This is a genomic window from Dermacoccus sp. MPR-E5, from assembly GCF_058809565.1.
The window spans coordinates 157,213-175,080 of the sequence record NZ_JBXASS010000003.1; the positions used below are offsets into that span (position 1 = coordinate 157,213).

The 17,868-nt window shown below is 69.3% G+C and carries 17 protein-coding genes and 1 riboswitch; of the genes, 8 read left to right on the forward strand and 9 right to left on the reverse strand.

The features are described from left to right. Positions 1-60 precede the first annotated feature (60 nt). Positions 61-1,623, reverse strand: a complete 1,563-nt coding sequence (gene hutH, locus AC1RS9_RS03265) for a histidine ammonia-lyase (RefSeq protein WP_338813522.1) — start codon at positions 1,621-1,623, stop codon at positions 61-63. 153 nt (positions 1,624-1,776) lie between these two features. Here hutH and AC1RS9_RS03270 point away from each other — a divergent pair, with 153 nt between their 5' ends. Beyond that, entirely contained in the window at positions 1,777-2,559 is a 783-nt protein-coding gene (locus AC1RS9_RS03270; protein WP_038567879.1) for an IclR family transcriptional regulator, read from the forward strand. 76 nt (positions 2,560-2,635) lie between these two features. Here AC1RS9_RS03270 and AC1RS9_RS03275 read toward each other — a convergent pair whose 3' ends face one another. After that, entirely contained in the window at positions 2,636-4,564 is a 1,929-nt protein-coding gene (locus tag AC1RS9_RS03275; RefSeq protein ID WP_006945296.1) for a BCCT family transporter, read from the reverse strand. Between the two features lie 276 nt (positions 4,565-4,840). Between AC1RS9_RS03275 and AC1RS9_RS03280 the strand changes: the two genes are divergently transcribed. Beyond that, positions 4,841-5,626: a glycerophosphodiester phosphodiesterase family protein gene (locus AC1RS9_RS03280; RefSeq protein WP_136788302.1), complete on the forward strand. Its 786-nt coding sequence runs from the start codon at positions 4,841-4,843 to the stop codon at positions 5,624-5,626. A gap of 231 nt (positions 5,627-5,857) precedes the next feature. Then, on the forward strand, positions 5,858-6,250 hold the full coding sequence (locus tag AC1RS9_RS03285; RefSeq protein WP_062255843.1) for a VOC family protein: 393 nt from the start codon (positions 5,858-5,860) through the stop codon (positions 6,248-6,250). A 20-nt stretch (positions 6,251-6,270) separates the two neighbouring features. On the opposite strand, the gene AC1RS9_RS03290 is transcribed toward AC1RS9_RS03285, so the two are convergent. The 3 genes from AC1RS9_RS03290 to AC1RS9_RS03300 form a co-directional block, all read right to left on the reverse strand. Then, a complete protein-coding gene (locus tag AC1RS9_RS03290; RefSeq protein WP_338813181.1) occupies positions 6,271-7,290 on the reverse strand; it encodes a phosphotransferase family protein in 1,020 nt (339 codons plus the stop codon). Positions 7,291-7,306: 16 nt separating this feature from the next. Continuing rightward, positions 7,307-9,343, reverse strand: coding sequence for a 1-deoxy-D-xylulose-5-phosphate synthase (gene dxs, locus AC1RS9_RS03295; protein ID WP_062255847.1), 2,037 nt, complete (start codon positions 9,341-9,343; stop codon positions 7,307-7,309). Between the two features lie 172 nt (positions 9,344-9,515). After that, positions 9,516-9,893, reverse strand: a complete 378-nt coding sequence (locus tag AC1RS9_RS03300; RefSeq protein WP_074039193.1) for a hypothetical protein — start codon at positions 9,891-9,893, stop codon at positions 9,516-9,518. 112 nt (positions 9,894-10,005) lie between these two features. Continuing rightward, positions 10,006-10,111: riboswitch (TPP riboswitch) on the forward strand. On the opposite strand from AC1RS9_RS03300, the gene AC1RS9_RS03305 reads away from it, so the two are divergent. Both AC1RS9_RS03305 and AC1RS9_RS03310 read left to right on the forward strand, forming a co-directional pair. Further along, a complete protein-coding gene (locus AC1RS9_RS03305) occupies positions 10,105-11,433 on the forward strand; it encodes an MFS transporter (RefSeq protein ID WP_492920495.1) in 1,329 nt (442 codons plus the stop codon). (Overlaps the previous riboswitch by 7 nt.) Before the next feature lie 89 nt (positions 11,434-11,522). Continuing rightward, on the forward strand, positions 11,523-12,152 hold the full coding sequence (locus tag AC1RS9_RS03310) for a hypothetical protein (RefSeq protein WP_156444875.1): 630 nt from the start codon (positions 11,523-11,525) through the stop codon (positions 12,150-12,152). Between the two features lie 213 nt (positions 12,153-12,365). Here AC1RS9_RS03310 and AC1RS9_RS03315 read toward each other — a convergent pair whose 3' ends face one another. Both AC1RS9_RS03315 and AC1RS9_RS03320 read right to left on the reverse strand, forming a co-directional pair. Next, positions 12,366-12,695 (reverse strand): M15 family metallopeptidase, encoded by a 330-nt coding sequence (locus tag AC1RS9_RS03315; protein WP_255356498.1) that lies wholly within the window; start codon positions 12,693-12,695, stop codon positions 12,366-12,368. Continuing rightward, the gene (locus AC1RS9_RS03320) at positions 12,620-12,928 is read right to left on the reverse strand and encodes a hypothetical protein (RefSeq protein WP_197418810.1); all 309 of its coding nucleotides are present in this window, start codon (positions 12,926-12,928) and stop codon (positions 12,620-12,622) included. The genes AC1RS9_RS03315 and AC1RS9_RS03320 overlap by 76 nt, the downstream gene beginning before the upstream one ends. Before the next feature lie 443 nt (positions 12,929-13,371). On the opposite strand from AC1RS9_RS03320, the gene AC1RS9_RS03325 reads away from it, so the two are divergent. The 3 genes from AC1RS9_RS03325 (at position 13,372) to AC1RS9_RS03335 (ending at position 16,714) form a co-directional block, all read left to right on the forward strand. Then, positions 13,372-14,079, forward strand: coding sequence for a B3/B4 domain-containing protein (locus AC1RS9_RS03325; RefSeq protein WP_062255854.1), 708 nt, complete (start codon positions 13,372-13,374; stop codon positions 14,077-14,079). 188 nt (positions 14,080-14,267) lie between these two features. Further along, entirely contained in the window at positions 14,268-15,758 is a 1,491-nt protein-coding gene (locus tag AC1RS9_RS03330) for an AMP-binding protein (RefSeq protein WP_492920498.1), read from the forward strand. Further along, the gene (locus AC1RS9_RS03335) at positions 15,755-16,714 is read left to right on the forward strand and encodes a phosphotriesterase family protein (protein ID WP_062255860.1); all 960 of its coding nucleotides are present in this window, start codon (positions 15,755-15,757) and stop codon (positions 16,712-16,714) included. Before AC1RS9_RS03330 ends, AC1RS9_RS03335 begins: the two co-directional genes overlap by 4 nt. Before the next feature lie 121 nt (positions 16,715-16,835). Here AC1RS9_RS03335 and AC1RS9_RS03340 read toward each other — a convergent pair whose 3' ends face one another. After that, positions 16,836-17,579 carry a VOC family protein gene (locus tag AC1RS9_RS03340; protein WP_062255861.1) on the reverse strand — a complete coding sequence of 248 codons (744 nt, stop codon included), beginning with the start codon at positions 17,577-17,579 and terminating at the stop codon, positions 16,836-16,838. Beyond that, positions 17,576-17,728 carry a ribbon-helix-helix domain-containing protein gene (locus AC1RS9_RS03345; RefSeq protein WP_062255911.1) on the reverse strand — a complete coding sequence of 51 codons (153 nt, stop codon included), beginning with the start codon at positions 17,726-17,728 and terminating at the stop codon, positions 17,576-17,578. Before AC1RS9_RS03345 ends, AC1RS9_RS03340 begins: the two co-directional genes overlap by 4 nt. Between the last annotated feature and the right edge of the window lie 140 nt (positions 17,729-17,868).

Here is a 17,868-nt window from a genome sequence, read left to right on the forward strand (position 1 = left end):
TGCGGAGGGTGGAGGGACGATCGCCCGCTGGTGTGCGCGAAAAAAACCGTCCCGGACGTGTCAGTCGAGCGAGCCCGCGGCTCGGGCGGCGGCGTCACGGACGGCGCCACTCTTGACGAGTGCGACGGCGCGTTCGATCTCCGGCGAGAGGTAGCGATCGCGCCCCGGCATGCCGGCGGTCTGGCCAGCCTCGTCCGTCAGCGCGGCGATGACGGCGGCCGCGACCGGCCCGGGCGCCAGCGGTGCGCGCAGCTTGATGCCGCGCGTCGCCGTCAGCGTCTCGATGGCGAGGACGCGGGCGAGACCGTCGACGGCCCGACGCAGCTTTCGGGCGCCGGCCCAGCCCATCGAGACGTGATCCTCCTGCATCGCGCTGCTCGGGATCGAGTCGACGCTCGCGGGGCTCGCGAGCCGCTTGAGTTCGCTGACGATGCCCGCGGCCGTGTACTGCGCGATCATGAGGCCCGAGTCGGTGCCCGGGTCGTCGGCGAGGAACGGCGGCAGGCCGTGGTTGCGGGCGACGTCGAGGAAGCGGTCGGTGCGGCGCTCACTCATCGACGCGACGTCGGCGATGACGATGGCGAGGAAGTCGAGGACGTACGCGACGGGTGCTCCGTGGAAGTTGCCGTTCGACTCGACGCGGCCGTCGAGCGTCACGACGGGGTTGTCGACGGCGGCCGCGAGCTCACGGTTCGCGACGGTCGTCGCGTGCTCGAGGGTGTCGCGGGCCGCGCCGATGACCTGCGGCGAGCAGCGCAGCGAATAGGCGTCCTGCACGCGGGTGCAGGCGCCCGGTTCACGGTGGGATTCGCGGATGCCGCTGCCCGCGAGCACCTTGCGCAGGTTCGCCGCCGAGAGCGCCTGGCCGGGGTGTGGGCGCAGCTGCTGCAGGTCGTCGGCGAAGACGGCGTCCGAGCCGAGCAGGCCCTCGACGCTGAGGCCGGCGGCGACGTCGGCGCTCGTCAAGAGCATGCGTAGATCGGCGATGGCGAGGCACAGCATGCCAAGCATGCCGTCGGTGCCGTTGATGAGCGCCAGGCCCTCCTTCTCCTGCAGCTGGACGGGCTCGATGCCGGCGGCGCGCAGCGCGTTCTCGGCGTTCGTCAGGTGGCCGGCGGCGTCGACGACCTCGCCCTCGCCCATGAGCGCGAGCGCGCAGTGCGCGAGCGGCGCGAGGTCGCCGGAGCAACCGAGCGAGCCGTACTCGCGCACGACCGGGGTGATGCCGGCGTTGAGCATCGCGACATACGCGTCGAGCGTCTCGGGACGGATGCCGGTGCGCCCGGTCGCGAGCGTCGAGATGCGCAGGAGCATGAGCGCGCGCACGACCTCGCACTCGACCGGTTCACCGCTGCCCGCGGCGTGCGAGGCGACGAGGCTGCGCTGCAGCTGCTGACGCTTCTCGAGCGGGATGTGCTGCGTCGCGAGCGCACCGAAACCGGTCGAGATGCCGTAGTGCGGCACCGGGTCGTTGGCGAGGGCGTCGATGATCGCGCGGCTCTTCGCGACCTCCGCGCGACTCGCCTCGCTGAGCACGATGCGCGCGTCATGGCGGGCGACGGCGACGACGTCGTCGATGCTGAGGGCGCCGATGCCGACCTCGACCTCGCAGGCAGCGCTCATGTCAGGGGGCGTGACGCCGGCGCCGGGCGTCGCGGCGGGGTCGTGGTGGTGCTGAGGCATCGAGGCGTTCGTCATGACACCACCTTCGCCCGTGACCACACTCGTGCGTGACCCAGGACGCGCTTTTTGTCTCGGATACGAGACACTGGGCGCATGTCGTCGTCCGTCCCCGCCGCCGAGCACGTCCTCGCGCTCTTGCAGCGCATCGCCGCGCGCCCCTCGCCCGCACCGGCGGCGGCTCTCGCCCGTGAGCTCGACCTGCCCCGCTCGTCCGTCTACAAGTTGCTCGGCGTGCTGCGCGCCGCAGGGTTCGTCACGCACGACGAGGGGACACGACGCTGGGGGTTGGGGCCAGCCGCGCACGAGCTTGGCTCGGCCTACCGGCGTCAGGCGCCGCTGCAGCGCGCGGCGCAGAGCATCGTCACCGACCTCGCGGAGCGGACGGGGGCCTGCGCGCACCTCGCCGTCCTGCACGGGCGCGACGTCGTGTACGTGCTCGAGGAGCGACCGCTCGGGGTGCCGCCACTCGTCACCGACGTCGGCGTGCGGCTGCCCGCGACCGTGACGGCGAGTGGCCTTGCGATTCTCGCGGCCCTGCCCGCTGCGCAGGTGCGTGCGCTGTTTCCGCGCAGCGACGACCTCGTCCGACGCCGTGAGAGCGGCAATGCGCCGGGGACGCTCAAGGAGCTGCGCTCACAACTCACGCAGGTGCGCCAACGCGGCCATGCCTGGGAGAACGGCTCGGTGACGGAGGGCTTCGCGTCCGTGGGGTGCGCGGTGCTCGACCACAACGAGCTACCGGCCGCGAGCCTCGCGGTGACGTGGGACGAGGGGCGTCTCGCGCGCCACGGTGAGGATCCGGCCGAGCGACACGATCGGTTCGTCGCGGCGTGTCGAGCGAGCGCGCAGGCCCTCACTCGCCGATTGAACGGGTGAATGATTGCGGGGCTGAACGGCGCGAGGCCCCCGTGGAGGTGAACTCCACGGGGGCCTCGGGCGAACGGCGCGCTGCTCAGGAGCGCCCGTCGTCCTTGGCGTGCTTGCCGCCGCCCCACGGGCCCGTCGTGCGACTGATGCGGTAGTCGATGCGGTTGTCGACGCGGTGGTCGACCTGGCGGCCGAAGTGCTCGTCGAAGTTCGACTGCAACTCCTGACGCACGTACTCGACGCGACCGAGGAACTCCTTCTCCTCACGACGGCGGTAGTCGTAGCGCACCGCCTTGAACGTCGCGACGCACATGAGCACGAGCACGACGCTGAACGGCAATGCCGTCGCGAGAGACGCCGCCTGCAGCGCCTTGAGCCCGCCGGCGAGGAGCAGGCCGATGGCGATGGCACCTTCCATGAGGGCCCACAGCACACGCGACCACGTCGGCGGGTTGGGGTGACCACCGGAGGCGAGCATGTCGACGACGAGTGAACCCGAGTCGGAGGAGGTGATGAAGAAGACGGCGACGAGCAGGATCGCGATGACGGACAGCACCTGCCCGAGCGGCATGTCCTGCAGCACCGTGAACAGCACCTTCTCCGCGACGACACCGTCGGTCTTGTCGACGAGACCGCCGTCACCGAAGAGCTGACGGTGGATGCCGGCGCCGCCCATGACGGCGAACCAGACGAACCCGACGAGCGTGGGCACGAGAAGCGTGCCGGCGATGAACTCGCGGATCGTGCGCCCGCGGGAGATGCGGGCGATGAAGACGCCGACGAACGGCGCCCAGCTGATCCACCAGCCCCAGTAGAAGATCGTCCACGCAGAGTTCCAGTCAGCGCCCTTCTCCCCCGTGTAGGCACCGACGTCGAAGGTCATGCCGAGCACGTTGGCGAGGTAGACGCCGAGCGCCTCGGTGAGGTTCTGGAACAGGAACAGCGTCGGGCCGAGCAGCAGCACCGAGATGAGCAGCAGACCGGCGAGGCTGAGGTTGATGTTCGACAGCCACTTGATCCCCTTGCCGAGGCCGGAGACACACGACAGCGTCGACAGGAACGTGATGCACACGATGAGGATGACGAGGATCGTGTTGTCCGTGCTGTCGAGGATGCCGATGGACTTCAGACCGGAGGCGATCTGCTGCACGCCGAGACCCAGCGACGTCGCGACACCGAACACGGTGCCGAAGATGGCCAGGATGTCGACGAGGTCGCCCATCCAACCCTTGACGCGCTCGCCCAGGATCGGCTCGAGAGCCCACCGGATCGAGATGGGGCGGCCGCGACGGTGGATCGCGTACGCGAGGGCCAGCCCGATGACGGCGTAGATCGCCCACGGGTGCAGACCCCAGTGGACGAAGGTCTGCGCCATCGCGAGCTGTGAACGCTCGGCCTCGCCTTCGGGCCAGCCGGGCTTCGGCATCGTCGTCGCGTAGGTGAGTGGCTCACCGACGCCGTAGAAGACCAGGCCGATGCCCATGCCCGCGGCGAACAGCATCGCGAACCAGGAGAAGACCCCGAACTCGGGCTTCTCGTCGTCGTTGCCGAGCTTGATCGAGCCGTAGCGGCTGAGACCCATGAAGGCGGCGAAGGCGATGAACCCGCCGATGACGAGCATGTAGTACCAGCCGAAGTTCGTGACGATCCACGACTGCATGTTCGTCAGCACCTCACCGGTGCCGTCGGGGAAGGCGACGCCGAGCACGGCCACCGCGAGGATGACGATGAGTGCCGGCCAGAAGACGCGTGGCGCAACTCCGCCCTTGCCGAGGCGCACGCCCTGGCGTCGCAACTTCTCTGCGATGACCTCGTCGTCGTCGTCCTCGGCGATCTGCGCGGCGTCAGACAGATCGGAGGGCAGCGGGTCCGACGACTCGCCCTCGTGGCGCGCCGCTTCCTCGGGTGTCTGCGGGGTTGCGGCCTCCGTCTCCGGCGCAGCGCTGTCGTCGGTGATCGCCGTTGCCGGGGTGGCGCCCGGCGGGCCGTCGGCCTTCGGTTCTTCGTCTTGCATGCGATGTCCTCCCTGGTGTCCATCGTGCGGTCGGAAGTCACGACTCTTCCGGATCGCAGGCCACATCTCAAGTTGTTACTGGCCGGTACCCGGTCGGATCTGCTCGCGATCGAGTTCGGTCCGCGGTGGTCTGCCGCGACCGTGCGTGCTGGACGATGCCGCCTGTCGACCGAACACTGCTGATGCCCGCGATGCCGAATGAGCGCCCCGGACGCCCGACTGTGGCACGATGCGGGAACCCGTTTCGTCTCCCGTCGCACGTGAGGACCGCTGCTCATGACCAAGGCAACCTCGCATCTCGCGTCGGGGCCCGTCGCCCTGGCCCACCGCGGTTTCTCCGGTGGCACCTCGCATGCGCTGGAGAACTCGATGGCGGCGTTCCGCGCGGCCGCCGAGCTCGGCTACCGGTGGGTCGAGACCGACGTGCACGCCACCGTCGACGGGGTGCTCGTCGCCTTCCACGACACGACCCTCGACCGCACGAGCGACGGGGCCGGCGCGATCGCGCACCTGCCATGGGAGGTGGTCGCACGGGCGCGCATCGCCGGGCACGAGCCGATCCCGCGACTCGCGGAATTGCTGACGCAACTGCCGCAGGTGTGCGTCAACATCGACGTGAAATCGGCCGGCGCGGTCACACCGCTCATCGAGTGCATCGAACGGTGCGGCGCGCACGATCGCGTCCGCATCGCCTCCTTCTCCGACGCGCGGCGCCGAGCCGTCCTCGCCGGCCTGACGCGACCGGTCCGTTCATCGCCAGGGCAGTCGCGCACCATCGCGCTGTGGCTCGCGGCGCACCTGCCGGTCGTCGGTTCGCCCCTCGTCGCGCGCCTCGCGCACGGCATCGACGCCGTGCAGATCCCCGAACGTCAGGGCCGCCTGCGCGTGCTGACGCCGAGACTCCTGCGCGCCCTGCACGGCGCCGGGCTCGACGTCCACGTGTGGACGGTCAACGAACGCGCCGACATGGAGCGTCTGCTCGACCTCGGCGTCGACGGCCTCATCACCGACCGCGCCGACGTGCTTAAGGACATCCTCGTCGAACGGGGTGAATGGGTCTGAGCAGAGCGGCTCGATGGGCGATCGCCTGGTTTCGGCAGCCTGCAGCGCGGACCTCGTCTTTGATGGCGTGACCGTGCAGAGGCCAGGTGCGGTGTGCTGGACGCACGTGGTTGGGAGCGCGCCGAAGTGGCGAGGCGCGATCGCTGAGCCGCGACCGTCGAGAATCGTTGACGCGGCGGGTATCCGGTGAAAGTATCTTGACGTCAAGATACTTTCACCGGAAGGCGCCTCATGCTCACGTTGCATCATGTCCAGGTCTCGATGCCCGAGGGTCGCGAGGACGACGCCCGACGTTTCTACCGCGATGCCCTCGGCCTCGACGAGGTCGCCAAACCCGGCGTGCTCGCACAGCGCGGCGGCGCGTGGTTCCGCGCGTTCGCTGCCGACGGCGCCGTCGCGGCCGAGATCCACCTCGGGATCGACGAACCGTTCGTCCCCGCCAAGAAGGCCCACCCCGCCCTCGTCGTCGAATCGACAGCTGCCCTGGGGGCCCTTGCCGCGCGCATCGAGGACGCCGGTTTCGACGTGAACTGGGCCGAGCGCCACACCCTCGACGGCTACGAACGCTTCCACTGCCGCGACGCGTTCGGCAACCGCGTCGAGGTGCTGACGCCCGAGCCCTGACGGCTCGCGAGCGCGATGCGTCAGTCGTGCGACGGCTCGGGCGCATGCCCGAGGGAACGGTTGATCTCGGCGATCAACCGGCGTCCGTGCACACCCCACGCGTGCCGCTCGTCGGCGCTCGCGCGCGTCAGGGCGCGCTGCCACGTGAAGACGCGCCCGACCCGGGCGATGAGCAGGGCGTCGTCGACGGCTGCGCTCAGCGCAGTGCTCGAGACGACGTCGCTCCACACGCTGAGGTAGGCGCGCATGATGCGCTCACGGGCTGCGCGGGCGGCGTCGTCGTCGAGGCCCTGGCCGATGCGCTCGAGCGGGACGAGCAGCGAGCACAGCGGGTTGCCGACGCTCGCGTCGCCCCAGTCGAAGATGCGCGCGTCGTGAGCGCCCGCCGAGGTGCCGTCGGCAAAGACGTTGCCAGCGTGCAGGTCGTCGTGCTGAATGGTCAGCGGCAACCCGACGGCGTCGAGCCGCTGCGCGGCGCGGCGCACCTCACGTGTCGTGTCGGGTTTGAGCCCAAGGCGTTGCCACCGGCGAGCAGATTCGCGCGGCGACATGTCGGGCACGCCCGCGTCGCGCAGTTGATCGAGGACCCGCGTCGACGAGCGTTGCAGTCGCGCGTAGCGTCGCACCACGGACGACATGAGGCTGACGGCGTCGTCGTCACGCTGGACGTCACGCAGCACCGGGCCCTGATCGGGCATGAGCAGCCAGCCGCGCTCGGGGTCGTCGGCCCACACGACCGGAACCGCGTCGGGCGTGACGGAACGCAACGCGCGCAGGATGGCGGCCTCGGGGCTCATCTCCGGGCTCGTCGCCTTGAACCACACGCGCCCTTGATCGGTCGTCTCGGCGACGAGCACCGTCGACCAGGGACGCACCCGCGGCTGCAACGGCGTCGTCGGCACACGTTCGAGACCGCGCCGCGCGAGGGCCGTGTCCATCCAGCGCACGGCCTCCCAGCGCCACGTCTCACTGCTCCAGATCGCGCTCGCGGGCGCGACCTGATCAGAGCCGGGGAGAACAGGAAGATCGGGTGACTTCACCACGTCGTTCGACCGCTCAGTCGATGTCGGCGTGAGCGGCGACCGGCATGGCGTCCCCGAGATCACCCGTCGCACCGGCATCACGTCCCGCGGCCGGCGTGCCTGCGTCACCGTCGCGGGTGCTTGCACCGCCGTCAGGCGCGTGTGCACCACCGTCGTACGCATCGGCGCGCGTGAGTGCTGCGTCGTCGCGCCCGAGAGCGTCGACGATGTCGGCGGCCGTCAGCCCCACGGTCGCGAGCACCTCGCCGCGCGAGGCGTGGACGAGGAACTCCTTGGGAATGCCGAACGTGTCGAGCGGCGTGCGCACACCGGCTTCACGCAGGCGTCGCGCGACGGCGCTGCCGACGCCCGCCTCGACGAGGTTGTCCTCGATGACGACGACCCGGCCCGCGGCGCGGGCGAGGTCGACGAGTTCGTCGGCCACCGGGTAGGTCCAGCGCGGGTCGACGACCTGGACGCGACGGCCCTGATCGGTGAGCAGATCGGCGACGCCGAGTGCCGTCGAGACCATCGACCCGACACCGACGACCAGCACGTCCACGCCGTCGCCGCCGTCGGGTTCACGCATGACGTCGAGGCGACCGAGACGTCGCTCGGCGACGAGCGGGTCGGCGACGTCGCCCTTGGGGAAGCGGATGACGCTCGGCGCGTCGTCGATGTCGACGGCCTCGCGCAGCAGTTCGCGCACCTGTGCGCCGTCGCGCGGGGCGGCGAGGTGCAGGCCGGGCACGATCGAGCAGATCGACATGTCCCACATGCCGTTGTGCGAGGCGCCGTCGGAGCCGGTGACGCCGGCACGGTCGAGCACGAACGTCACGCCCTGACGGTGCAGTGCGGTGTCCATGAGCAGCTGGTCGAACGCGCGGTTGAGGAACGTCGCGTAGACGGCGACGACGGGGTGCAGGCCGCCGTACGACAACCCGGACGCCATCGTGACGGCGTGCTGCTCGGCGATGCCGACGTCGAACACGCGCTCGGGGTACTTCTTCGCGAACCCGTCGAGCCCGACGGGGATGAGCATGGCAGCCGTGATGGCGACGATGTCGTCGCGCTCGGCGCCGAGGGCGACCATCTCGTCGCTGAACTCGTCGGTCCAGATGCGGCCACTCACCTCGAACGGCAGGCCCGTCTCGGGGTTGAACTTGCCGATGCCGTGCCACTGGTCGGCCTCGTCGGAGAACGCGGGCTCGTAGCCGCGGCCCTTCTGCGTGATGACGTGCACGAGGGTCGGCCGGCCGTAGTCGCGAGCGCGGCGCAGCGCGGCCTCGACAGCCGCCTCGTCATGCCCGTCGATCGGGCCGAGGTACTTGATGCCGAGGCTCTCGAAGACGCCCGTGTCGGGGTAGACGATGTCCTTGAGACCACGCTTCACGCCGTGCAGCGCCTCGTACATCTTCGTCCCGACCTTCGGCGTCGCCTGCAGGCGGTTCTTGCCCCAGTCGAGCACCTGGTCGTAGGTGTGCATCGTGCGCATCGTCGCGAGGTGGTGCGCCATCCCGCCGATCGTCGGGGCATAGGAGCGCTCGTTGTCGTTGAGGACGATGACGAGCGGCAGGTCGGCGTCGGCGGAGATGTTGTTGAGTGCCTCCCACGCCATGCCGCCGGTCAGGGCGCCGTCACCGATGACGGCGACGGTGTGACGGTCGCTCTCACCCTTGAGGCGGCGCGCCTTGGCGATGCCCTCGGCCCAGCTCAGCGACGTCGAGGCGTGCGAGTTCTCGACGACGTCGTGCTCGGACTCCTCGCGGCTCGGGTAACCCGACAGGCCGCCGGATTTCTTGAGCTTGCTGAAGTCATGGCGGCCGGTGAGCAGTTTGTGGACGTAGCTCTGGTGGCCGGTGTCGAAGACGAACGTGTCCTTCGGCGAGTCGAAGACACGGTGCATCGCGATGCTCAATTCGACGACACCCAGGTTGGGGCCCAGATGCCCACCCGTCTTGGAGACGGATTCGACGAGGAACTGACGGATCTCGGCGGCGAGCGCGTCGAGCTCCTCGGCGGGGATTCGCTTGAGATCGTCCGGACCCGAGATGGTTTCCAGCAGCGTCACGTCTCACTCAGCCTTTCGAAAGTGCAGTCTCCTGAGTCTAGGTCGTCGACCGCGCAGCCGCCATGCGGGCGGGGGCACCCTCCCGTCGCGCCCCCGTCGGAGCCGGTAGCGCCGTCGGAGATCAAAGGCCGGGACTCTGCCCGCCCACGCACCCGCCCCGAACGCCGGCGCATCACAGCCGAGGGACGAACGTCTTGCCGCGCATCGCCTCGTGCACGAGACGGACGGCGCGCGCCGTGGCACGCAACCGCAGCCCCTCCGCGGACAGGTGCTCCATCACCTGCGGCACCGCGCGCGGTGGCAGCTCGTCAGCGAGGTCGACGCGGATGCGGCGATATGACTCGCGCATCGCGCCGAGTTGAGCGTCGACATGCCACGTCGCCACCCAAGCGAGCGCCACCGGGTGACGGCGCCATGCGTCGTAGGCGCGAAAATCCGAGGGGCACTGATCGAGCAGCCACTGCGTCGCCGCCTCCTGCCACCCCGGCGCACCCGGCGGCGGCACACCTCTCGGCCAGCCCGGAGGGCCGGTGTTCACCTCGTCCGACATGACCCCAGCGTACCCCATTGTTCGAACACGTGTTCTATTTGATGACCGCCCCACGAGACCCGCAGACCGGCGCGAGACACGCCCCCGAAGCCGGGTGCTCTGTGGCATGCTGAGCCCGTCACACGGGAGCCCGAGGCGCGGGCTGAGAGGGCATCGCCATGCCGACCGTCCAACCTGATGCGGTTCATGCCGCCGTAGGGAGTGTTCGATCGTGGCTACCCTGACGCCTGCCCCTTCCCCTGCCCACGACGATGCGCCACGCCTGGCGCCGGCCGCCGCCACCCCAGAACGGCGCGAGGCCCGCCGCAGCGCCCTCGTCGGAAACTTCGTCGACCAGTTCGACATCTTCCTGCCCGTCATTGCGCTGGGTGGGGTGCTGTCGACGCGTTCGACGATTCCCGACGGCCTCGTCTTCGCCGCGACACTCCTGGGCCGCCCCCTCGGGGCGTTCATCCTCGGCACCCTGGCCGATCGTCGCGGACGAGCCCGCGTGTCACGCGGCGCACTGCTCGGCCTGAGCGTGTGCACCGGCCTCATGGTGACGCTCCCCCTGCACACCTCGACGTGGGCCGTGGCCGCTCTCCTGGCGTTGCGCTTCGCCGCCGGATTCTTCCTCGGCGGGCAGTACTCCGCGGCCATCCCCCGCGCCCTCGCGCTCACAGAGCCGCAACGACGCGGCCACCTGAGCGGCCTCGTCATGGCGATGTCACCCCTCGCGAACGCCACCATCGCCGCCGCCACGATGATGCTGACGGCCTCACTCGGCGGCGCGTACACCACGTGGGGGTGGCGCCTGCTGTTCGTCGTCGGCGCACTCCTGCCGTTGGCCCTGGCCCTCACCGCGAGGTCAGCGCACGCCGGGCCGGCAGGTCACAGCCACTCTTCCCACGAATCCGACAAGCGCGATCCCGCCGCGCACGTCGCGACCGACGACGAGGAAGAGCGCGTGACGGGCCGTGTCGTGGCCGCATTGTTCACCCTGATGACGGGGTTGTGGTTGTTCACGATGATGGGCGTCTCGGTGCTGACGAGTTCGCTGCGCCCGCACTTCTCCCCCCGTGACGTCGGGCTCGTCATGCTCGTCGCGACGGCCGTCAGTGCGCCGACGATGGCCGCGGCGGGTGTCGTCTCGACGCGTGTGGGCCGTTCACGCTTCTTCATGGCGTTCGGAGCACTGGCCTGCATCTCCGCCCCCGCCGCCTATCTCGTGGCAATGCATGCCGCGTCATCGGGCAGCGTCGTCGCCACGACGATCGCCGCCGCGGCCGTCCAGATCGTCACCGTCTCCGCCTACGGTCCGGTCGGCGCCTACCTCGCCGAACACTTCCCCGAGTCGCGACGTTCGCGCGGTTACGGCAGCGTCTATTCGGCGTCGATCGTGCTGCCCGGCCTGTACCCGTTCTGGCTGCCCACCGTGACGCAGTGGCTCGGCCGTTCGGCCGCCGTCCCGCTCGTGCTGTGCGTCGCGGGACTCCTCGTCACCCTTGCCCCCGCGTGGATACGCGGAAGTAACCTTCGTGGTTACGAAAAAGTAAGTTGAGTGGGTGAAATCAGCTCGAACCGGTGGCGACGCCGTGATGATCTTGCTAACGTCGTGACTCGGTTCACATCGACTATCGAAGGATGAGCATGTTCACCACACGCCGTACCGCCAAGATCGCCCTCGTCGCCACCGCCGTGGCCGGCACCGTCACGATGGCTGCGCCCGGCGCGCAGGCCGCGACGAGCGACACGAAGGACACCATCTGGAACCTCGGCTACGACACGTCGGCGACGACGACGATCAAGAAGTCCGGGCAGTCCTCGACGACGACCGGCTTCACCTTCTCCACCCTCCACGTCGAGAAGGGCGACCTGAGCTCCGACATCATGCTCAAGGACTTCAAGATGCCGGTGAAGCTCGGCAAGCTGCAGATCGCCATCGCGACGATCTCGCAGGAACCCGTCGGCAAGGCCGTCGGAACGATCGACCCGAACACGCACAAGATCGTGCAGACCCAGAAGGTCAACCTCCACATCAAGGATGTCTCGGCCACGGGTAAGGGCCTCATCAACCTCGTCGGCAAGAACTGCCGCACGAGCAGCCCCATCACGCTGACCGTGACGGGCAAGCAGGGTGGCTTGTTCGACCCGATCAACCTCTCGGGCACGTTCACCATCCCCAACTTCGCCAACTGCGGCCTGTCGACGAGCCTCGTCAACAGCCAGGTGGCCGGCCCCGGCAACACGATCAACATGACGCTCACGCCGCACGGCTGATCGCGACCGGCCTCACACGCATCATCTCGGCCGCCGGTACCCCACGGGTGCTGGCGGCCGACGCGTGTCGACTGACGGCAACCGCCACCCGCCCCGAGAGCCGCTCGACCATCACGCACCTGCACGACGAATGTGCGGCACATTCTTCGAGCAGACGCGTAATCGTCGAGCAACTGATGGCCGGCGCGGTTCACCCAGCGGTTGCAACCTCCGTCACCCGACGAAGTTGTAGTGCCACCACTCGGGGTTGGACCCGCGCCGATCCATGTAGTCGGGGCGGTCGAATCCCCAGCGCTTGGAGTTGGCCGTCAGCCACACGTCGTGAGAACGCCCGAAGTACAGAGGCGAGTTGATCGCGTTCGTGCGGGCGATGCCGAAGTCGATCGCGCTGCCCAACCCGTGGTTCGAGGTGCCGGGGACGGCCGCGCGGGGGTAGCCGAGAGTGCGGTACAGCAGCTGCTGGCGGCTCAGGGTGCGTAGGCCTCGGTGATCGTCAGCGCCACACCGAAACGAGCCTTGAAAGCCGCGGCCAGTCCGAGATATCCGACGGCCGCCGCGCGCGAGAGATACCGCGGCTCGTGCGGCAGGTTGCTGACGTTGACGCTCCAGCTCGGCAGTCGCGTGACGGCCGACATCGGCAGACGGCCGTTCACCGCGCGCGCCGTCGTCGCGACGAGGACTGCGGACGTCACCCACCGCCCCTTGAACGCACCCTCGGCGATGCGGAACCACAGGCTGCTCGCGTCGTAGGAGCCTGTCAGCGTCGTGGTGTTCACCAGCGTCCCGACGATCCGGGCGCGCGGTTCCAGCGTGGGCTGATCGCGCACATTGACGCGGTAGGAAAGCGTCGCGGTCGCCCGTCGCACGAGGACCGACGTTGCCCCCGCACGGACCACCTGCCTCGACGCAGGAACCGCTGCGAAAGCCTGCGGCGCCCCTTCGATCACGAGGGCCGTCGTCGCCGCAGCGAGGCCGGCGTGTCGAAGTGCGCCACGTCGCGTCAGTGTCTCCATCGCAGAATTCCCCCGTCACTCGTCGGCGCGCTGCCCGCCCCGCCATCAGCTCTTGAGTGTGACACACATCACCGCGGCTCGCGGGATCGTGCGTCACGCTCGTGAAACAGCGGCGCGCTGCGGCAGCACCGGTGCGGCCACCGCCTCGAGACACACCCCCACCCGGGGGCACCCACGCGTCGTGCCGTCCGCGCGAGAATGGGCCCATGACTTCTTTCGACGCCTGGCTCGAAGCCGCTTCCATCGATGACTCCGTGCGCGAACTGCGCCCCGATTACCGTGCCGTTCTCGTCGTCGCGCAGGGCCTGCACGGCGGTGAGTCGAACGAGGAGAGCGAGACGCTGCTGTTCGCCGCCGAGGAGCACGTACGCGGCGTGCTCGGGCACACGCCTCCCGAGGAACTGCCGCACATCGCGGCCTGGCGCGATGCGTACCGCGCGTTCGGCGCGAAACCGCAGCGCACACGCAACTCGGCGGAGGCGCTGCTGCGCCGAGCCGACGCCCTCCCCCGCGTCAACGCGCTGACGGATGCCTACAACGCGGTGTCCGTGCGTCACCAGACGCCCCTCGGCGGTGAGGATCTCGACGCCTACGACGGTGCGCTGCGCCTCACGCGCGCCACCGGCGACGAGGAGTTCTCGACGATGTCGTCGGGCGCCGAGACGATCGAGCACCCCGACGCCGGCGAAGTCGTCTGGCGTGACGACGCCGGCGTCACCTGCCGCCGCTGGAACTGGCGTCAGTGCTATCGCACCCGCCTGACGGACGAGACGACTAACGCGATCTTCATCTGCGACATCCTCGACGTCGAACCGGGTGACGGCGAGCAGCGCGCCACCGAGGTGCGCGACGCGCTGTGCGAGGCGCTCGAGGCCGTCAGCCCCGGAGTGACGCTGACGAGCCGCATCCTCTGATCCATCGGCGGCGCCGATGTTGCCCGGGTTTCGCGACATCGGCGCCCCGTTTCCCGGGCAACATCGGGGCGGCCGACGTCACGTCGCGCGCCTGCCGACTCACTAAAACTGCCGAATAACGCCCAAGAGTCGCCTTTCACCTCTACTGTGATTCACATCACGATGACAAGAGGTGACGCATGCCGAACATGGCCGACCCAATCTGGACGCACGCAACGAGCGCACCCGAGCGCCCCGCGCTTCGCAGCCCGAGCACGACCTGGAACTACGCCACGCTGAGGGACAAGGTGGCCGCGTTCGCGGGGCATCTACGTGACCACGGCATCAGCCAGGGCGACCGAGTCCTGCTCATCGCCCCCTCCGTTCCGGAGTTCGCCGTCGCCTACTACGCCGCGCAGGCCGTCGGGGCGATTGCGGTGACTCTCAACACGATGTCCACTCCCGCAGAGATCGAATACGTGGCGACGGACTCGGGCGCTCGGCACATCGTCGCGTGGCACGCGAGCGCCGCGGCTGGCGAACGCGTCGCGAGCAAGCTGACGATGGACCTCGTCATCCTCGATGCCGGCGCCGACGCCGCCACGCCAGCCCCGCTCGACGAACCCGTCGAGCGCGCTGACGACGACACCGCCATCCTGCTGTACACCTCCGGCACGACCGGCCGCCCCAAGGGGGTCCAGCTGACGGTGGCGAACCTCTTCGCCGTGGCGAGCGCGTTCATCACGCAGCTGAACTTCGCGCCGACGGAGAAGTTCGGCACCGCGCTCCCCCTGTTCCACGTCTTCGGTCAGTGCGTGTGCATGAACACGGCCATGCTGGCCGGCGGGTCGTTCTCGGTGCTCTCCCCCTTCGAACCACGCGCGATGCTGGCGATGATCCGCGACCACGAGATCAACGTCGTCGCGGGTGTGCCGACGATGTGGAACTACCTCGTCCACGTCGAGGGTGACTTCGGGCCGAAGGACTGCCCCGACCTGCGCCTCGCGGCCTCCGGCGGTGCGAGCCTGCCTGTCGAGGTCATCACCGCCTTCGAGCGTCGCTTCGCCTGCACCATCCTCGAGGGGTACGGCCTGACGGAGACGACGGGCGCCGCGAGCTACCACCGCGACGGCATCGAGCAGCGCGCCGGCACCGTCGGCGTCGCGCTGCCCGACACCGAGATCGTCATCGAGAGCCTCGACGGGGGCCGCGCGCCCGTCGGTGAGGTCGGACAGGTGCTCGTCAAGGGCCCGACGGTCATGAAGGGGTACTGGAACAACGAGGCGGCCACCGCCGCAGACCTGAGCGACGGTTGGCTGCGCACCGGCGACCTGGGCCGTCTCGATGGGGACGGCTACCTGGCGATCGTCGACCGGGCGAAGGACCTCATCATCCGCGGTGGGTACAACGTCTACCCCCGCGAGGTCGAGGAGGTGCTCTACAGCCACCCCGACGTCGTCGAGGCAGCCGTCATCGGCGTGCCGGACGAGCGTTACGGCGAGGAGGTCGCAGCCGTCGTCGTCCTGGCGCCGGGGCGCGAACTGAGCGCCGACGAGCTGCGCGCGTGGCTCAAGGAGCAGCTGTCCGCGTACAAGGTGCCCCACCTCATCCGCTTCGACGACGCACTGCCCAAGGGCGCCACCGGAAAGATCCTCAAGCGCGCCATCGAATGGACCACCGACGAAGGAGCAACACCATGACGCAGGTCCAGACCGTCACCGGCCCCATCGACGTCGAGCAGATGGGTGCGACTCTCGTCCACGAGCACATCTTCGTGATGAACGAGGAATACCGCCTCAACTACGCCGAGTGGGACGATCAGGCCCAGATCGCCGATGCCGTCGAGCAGCTGACGCAGCTCGAGGGGCTCGGCATCGACACGATCATGGATCCCACCGTGCTGGGGCTCGGGCGCTACATCCCCCGGGTGCAGCGCATCGCGCAGCAGGTGAAGCTGAACATCATCGTCGCGACGGGCGTCTACACCTACAACGAGGTGCCGTTCCAGTTCCACCACAGCGGGCCGGGGCTGCTGTTCGACCAGCCCGAGCCGATGGTGCAGCTCTTCCTGAAGGACCTCAACGACGGCATCGCGGACACCGGAGTGCGTGCCGCATTCCTCAAGTGCGCCATCGAGGAGCAGGGCCTGACGCCCGGCGTCGAACGCGTCATGCGTGCCGTCGGCGCGACGAGCGCGCAGAGCGGCGCGCCGATCACGGTGCACACGCACGCCGCGAGCGAATCGGGGCTCGTCGCGCAACGCGTGCTGGCGGAGGAAGGCGCCGACCTGAGCCGGGTCATCATCGGTCACAGCGGCGACTCGACGGACCTCGACTACCTGTGCCGCCTCGCCGACGCAGGCAGCTACCTCGGCATGGACCGCTTCGGCCTCGACGTGCTGCTGCCCTTCGAAGAACGCGTCGACACCGTCGCGGAATTGTGCCGACGTGGGTACACCGAGCGCGTCGTCCTCGCGCATGACGCGTCGTGTTCCATCGACTGGTTTCCCGCCGAGGCACGCAAGGCGGCCGCGCCGAACTGGAACTACCGCCACATCAGCGAGGACGTCCTGCCGGCCCTGCGTGAGCGCGGCGTCGAGGATGCTCAGATCACGACAATGCTCGTCGACAACCCGCGCCGCCACTTCGGCGGCTGACCCTGGCGCCGAGCACTCCGGCACCTGTGTCCGCACGAAACCCGCCCGAAGGTTGAGGTGATTCGCGCTCCATGGAGCGCGAATCACCTCAACCTCCCGCGCCGCCGAGGGGCCCGCGGCCTCAGACGGACGCAGCGTCGGCGAGTCGTTCGTAGCCGTAGAAGTCGCGCTGGCGTTCGTTCACCCAGACGCGAGGCCCGTCGGGGGCGCTGATGAGCGCGGTGCGCCCATAGGTCTCGTCGACGATCTCGACTTCCACCCCGGCCTCGCGACACAGGCGCTCGAGATCGTCGAGCGCGTCGATCTGGAACGACAGTGCGGCACCGCCCTCCCCCTCGTGGACGAGCACCTCGCCGCCGCCCGCCGCGACCATCTCGACGAAGGTGCCCGCGTCACTGCGCAGGACCGGGTGGAGACCCAACGCCTCGAACGCCGTGACGGTCGTGTCAATCTCGCCGACCAACGACAGCGGCGTCACCATGAGCGCACCCGGTCGTCGCGGCCCCGTCGGCACCCGTCCTTCGACGACGGCGACGTCCGGCCCCGCAGGGCCGCGGTGCACGTCGAGCACGCGGCCGAAGTCCTCCGTCACCATCGTTCCGCCAACCCCCACCGCGGCCAGGGCGCCGCGCGCGGCATCGAGATCGGCGACGACGACCTGCAACGCGCAGGAGCCGGTCGGCGCCTCGTCGGAGGCGGCATGCACGCCCAGCAACCCACCGCCCGACATCTCGAACTCGGCGTACTCGGGCGAGGTCACGACCGGGTCGCCTCCCAAGGCCCGCGCCAGGTCACTCCATCGCTCGGCATCGCCGGTGAACACGATCTGCCTCACCGCCACGCGCTGCGTGCCCTGCTCTTTCATCGCTTCTCCTCGAGGTAGTCGCTCATGACGTGCTCGACGAAGGCGGACAGGCTCAGCCCCTCGTCGATGCTGCGGTGCTTGATCTCGCGAACTAGGTCCGCAGGTAGGTAGACGTTGAACTGTGCCTTTTTCGGACGATTCTCGACCATCACCCCTCCTTGTTATCTTGCTAGCAATTTAGCATGGACGACGACGTTACCGCGCCAGAAGCAGGAAGTTGCTCGACACGACGACGCGGCCCGGCTCCCCGAAGGGGAACCGGGCCGCGTCGCTCGTGCAGGTGGGTCAG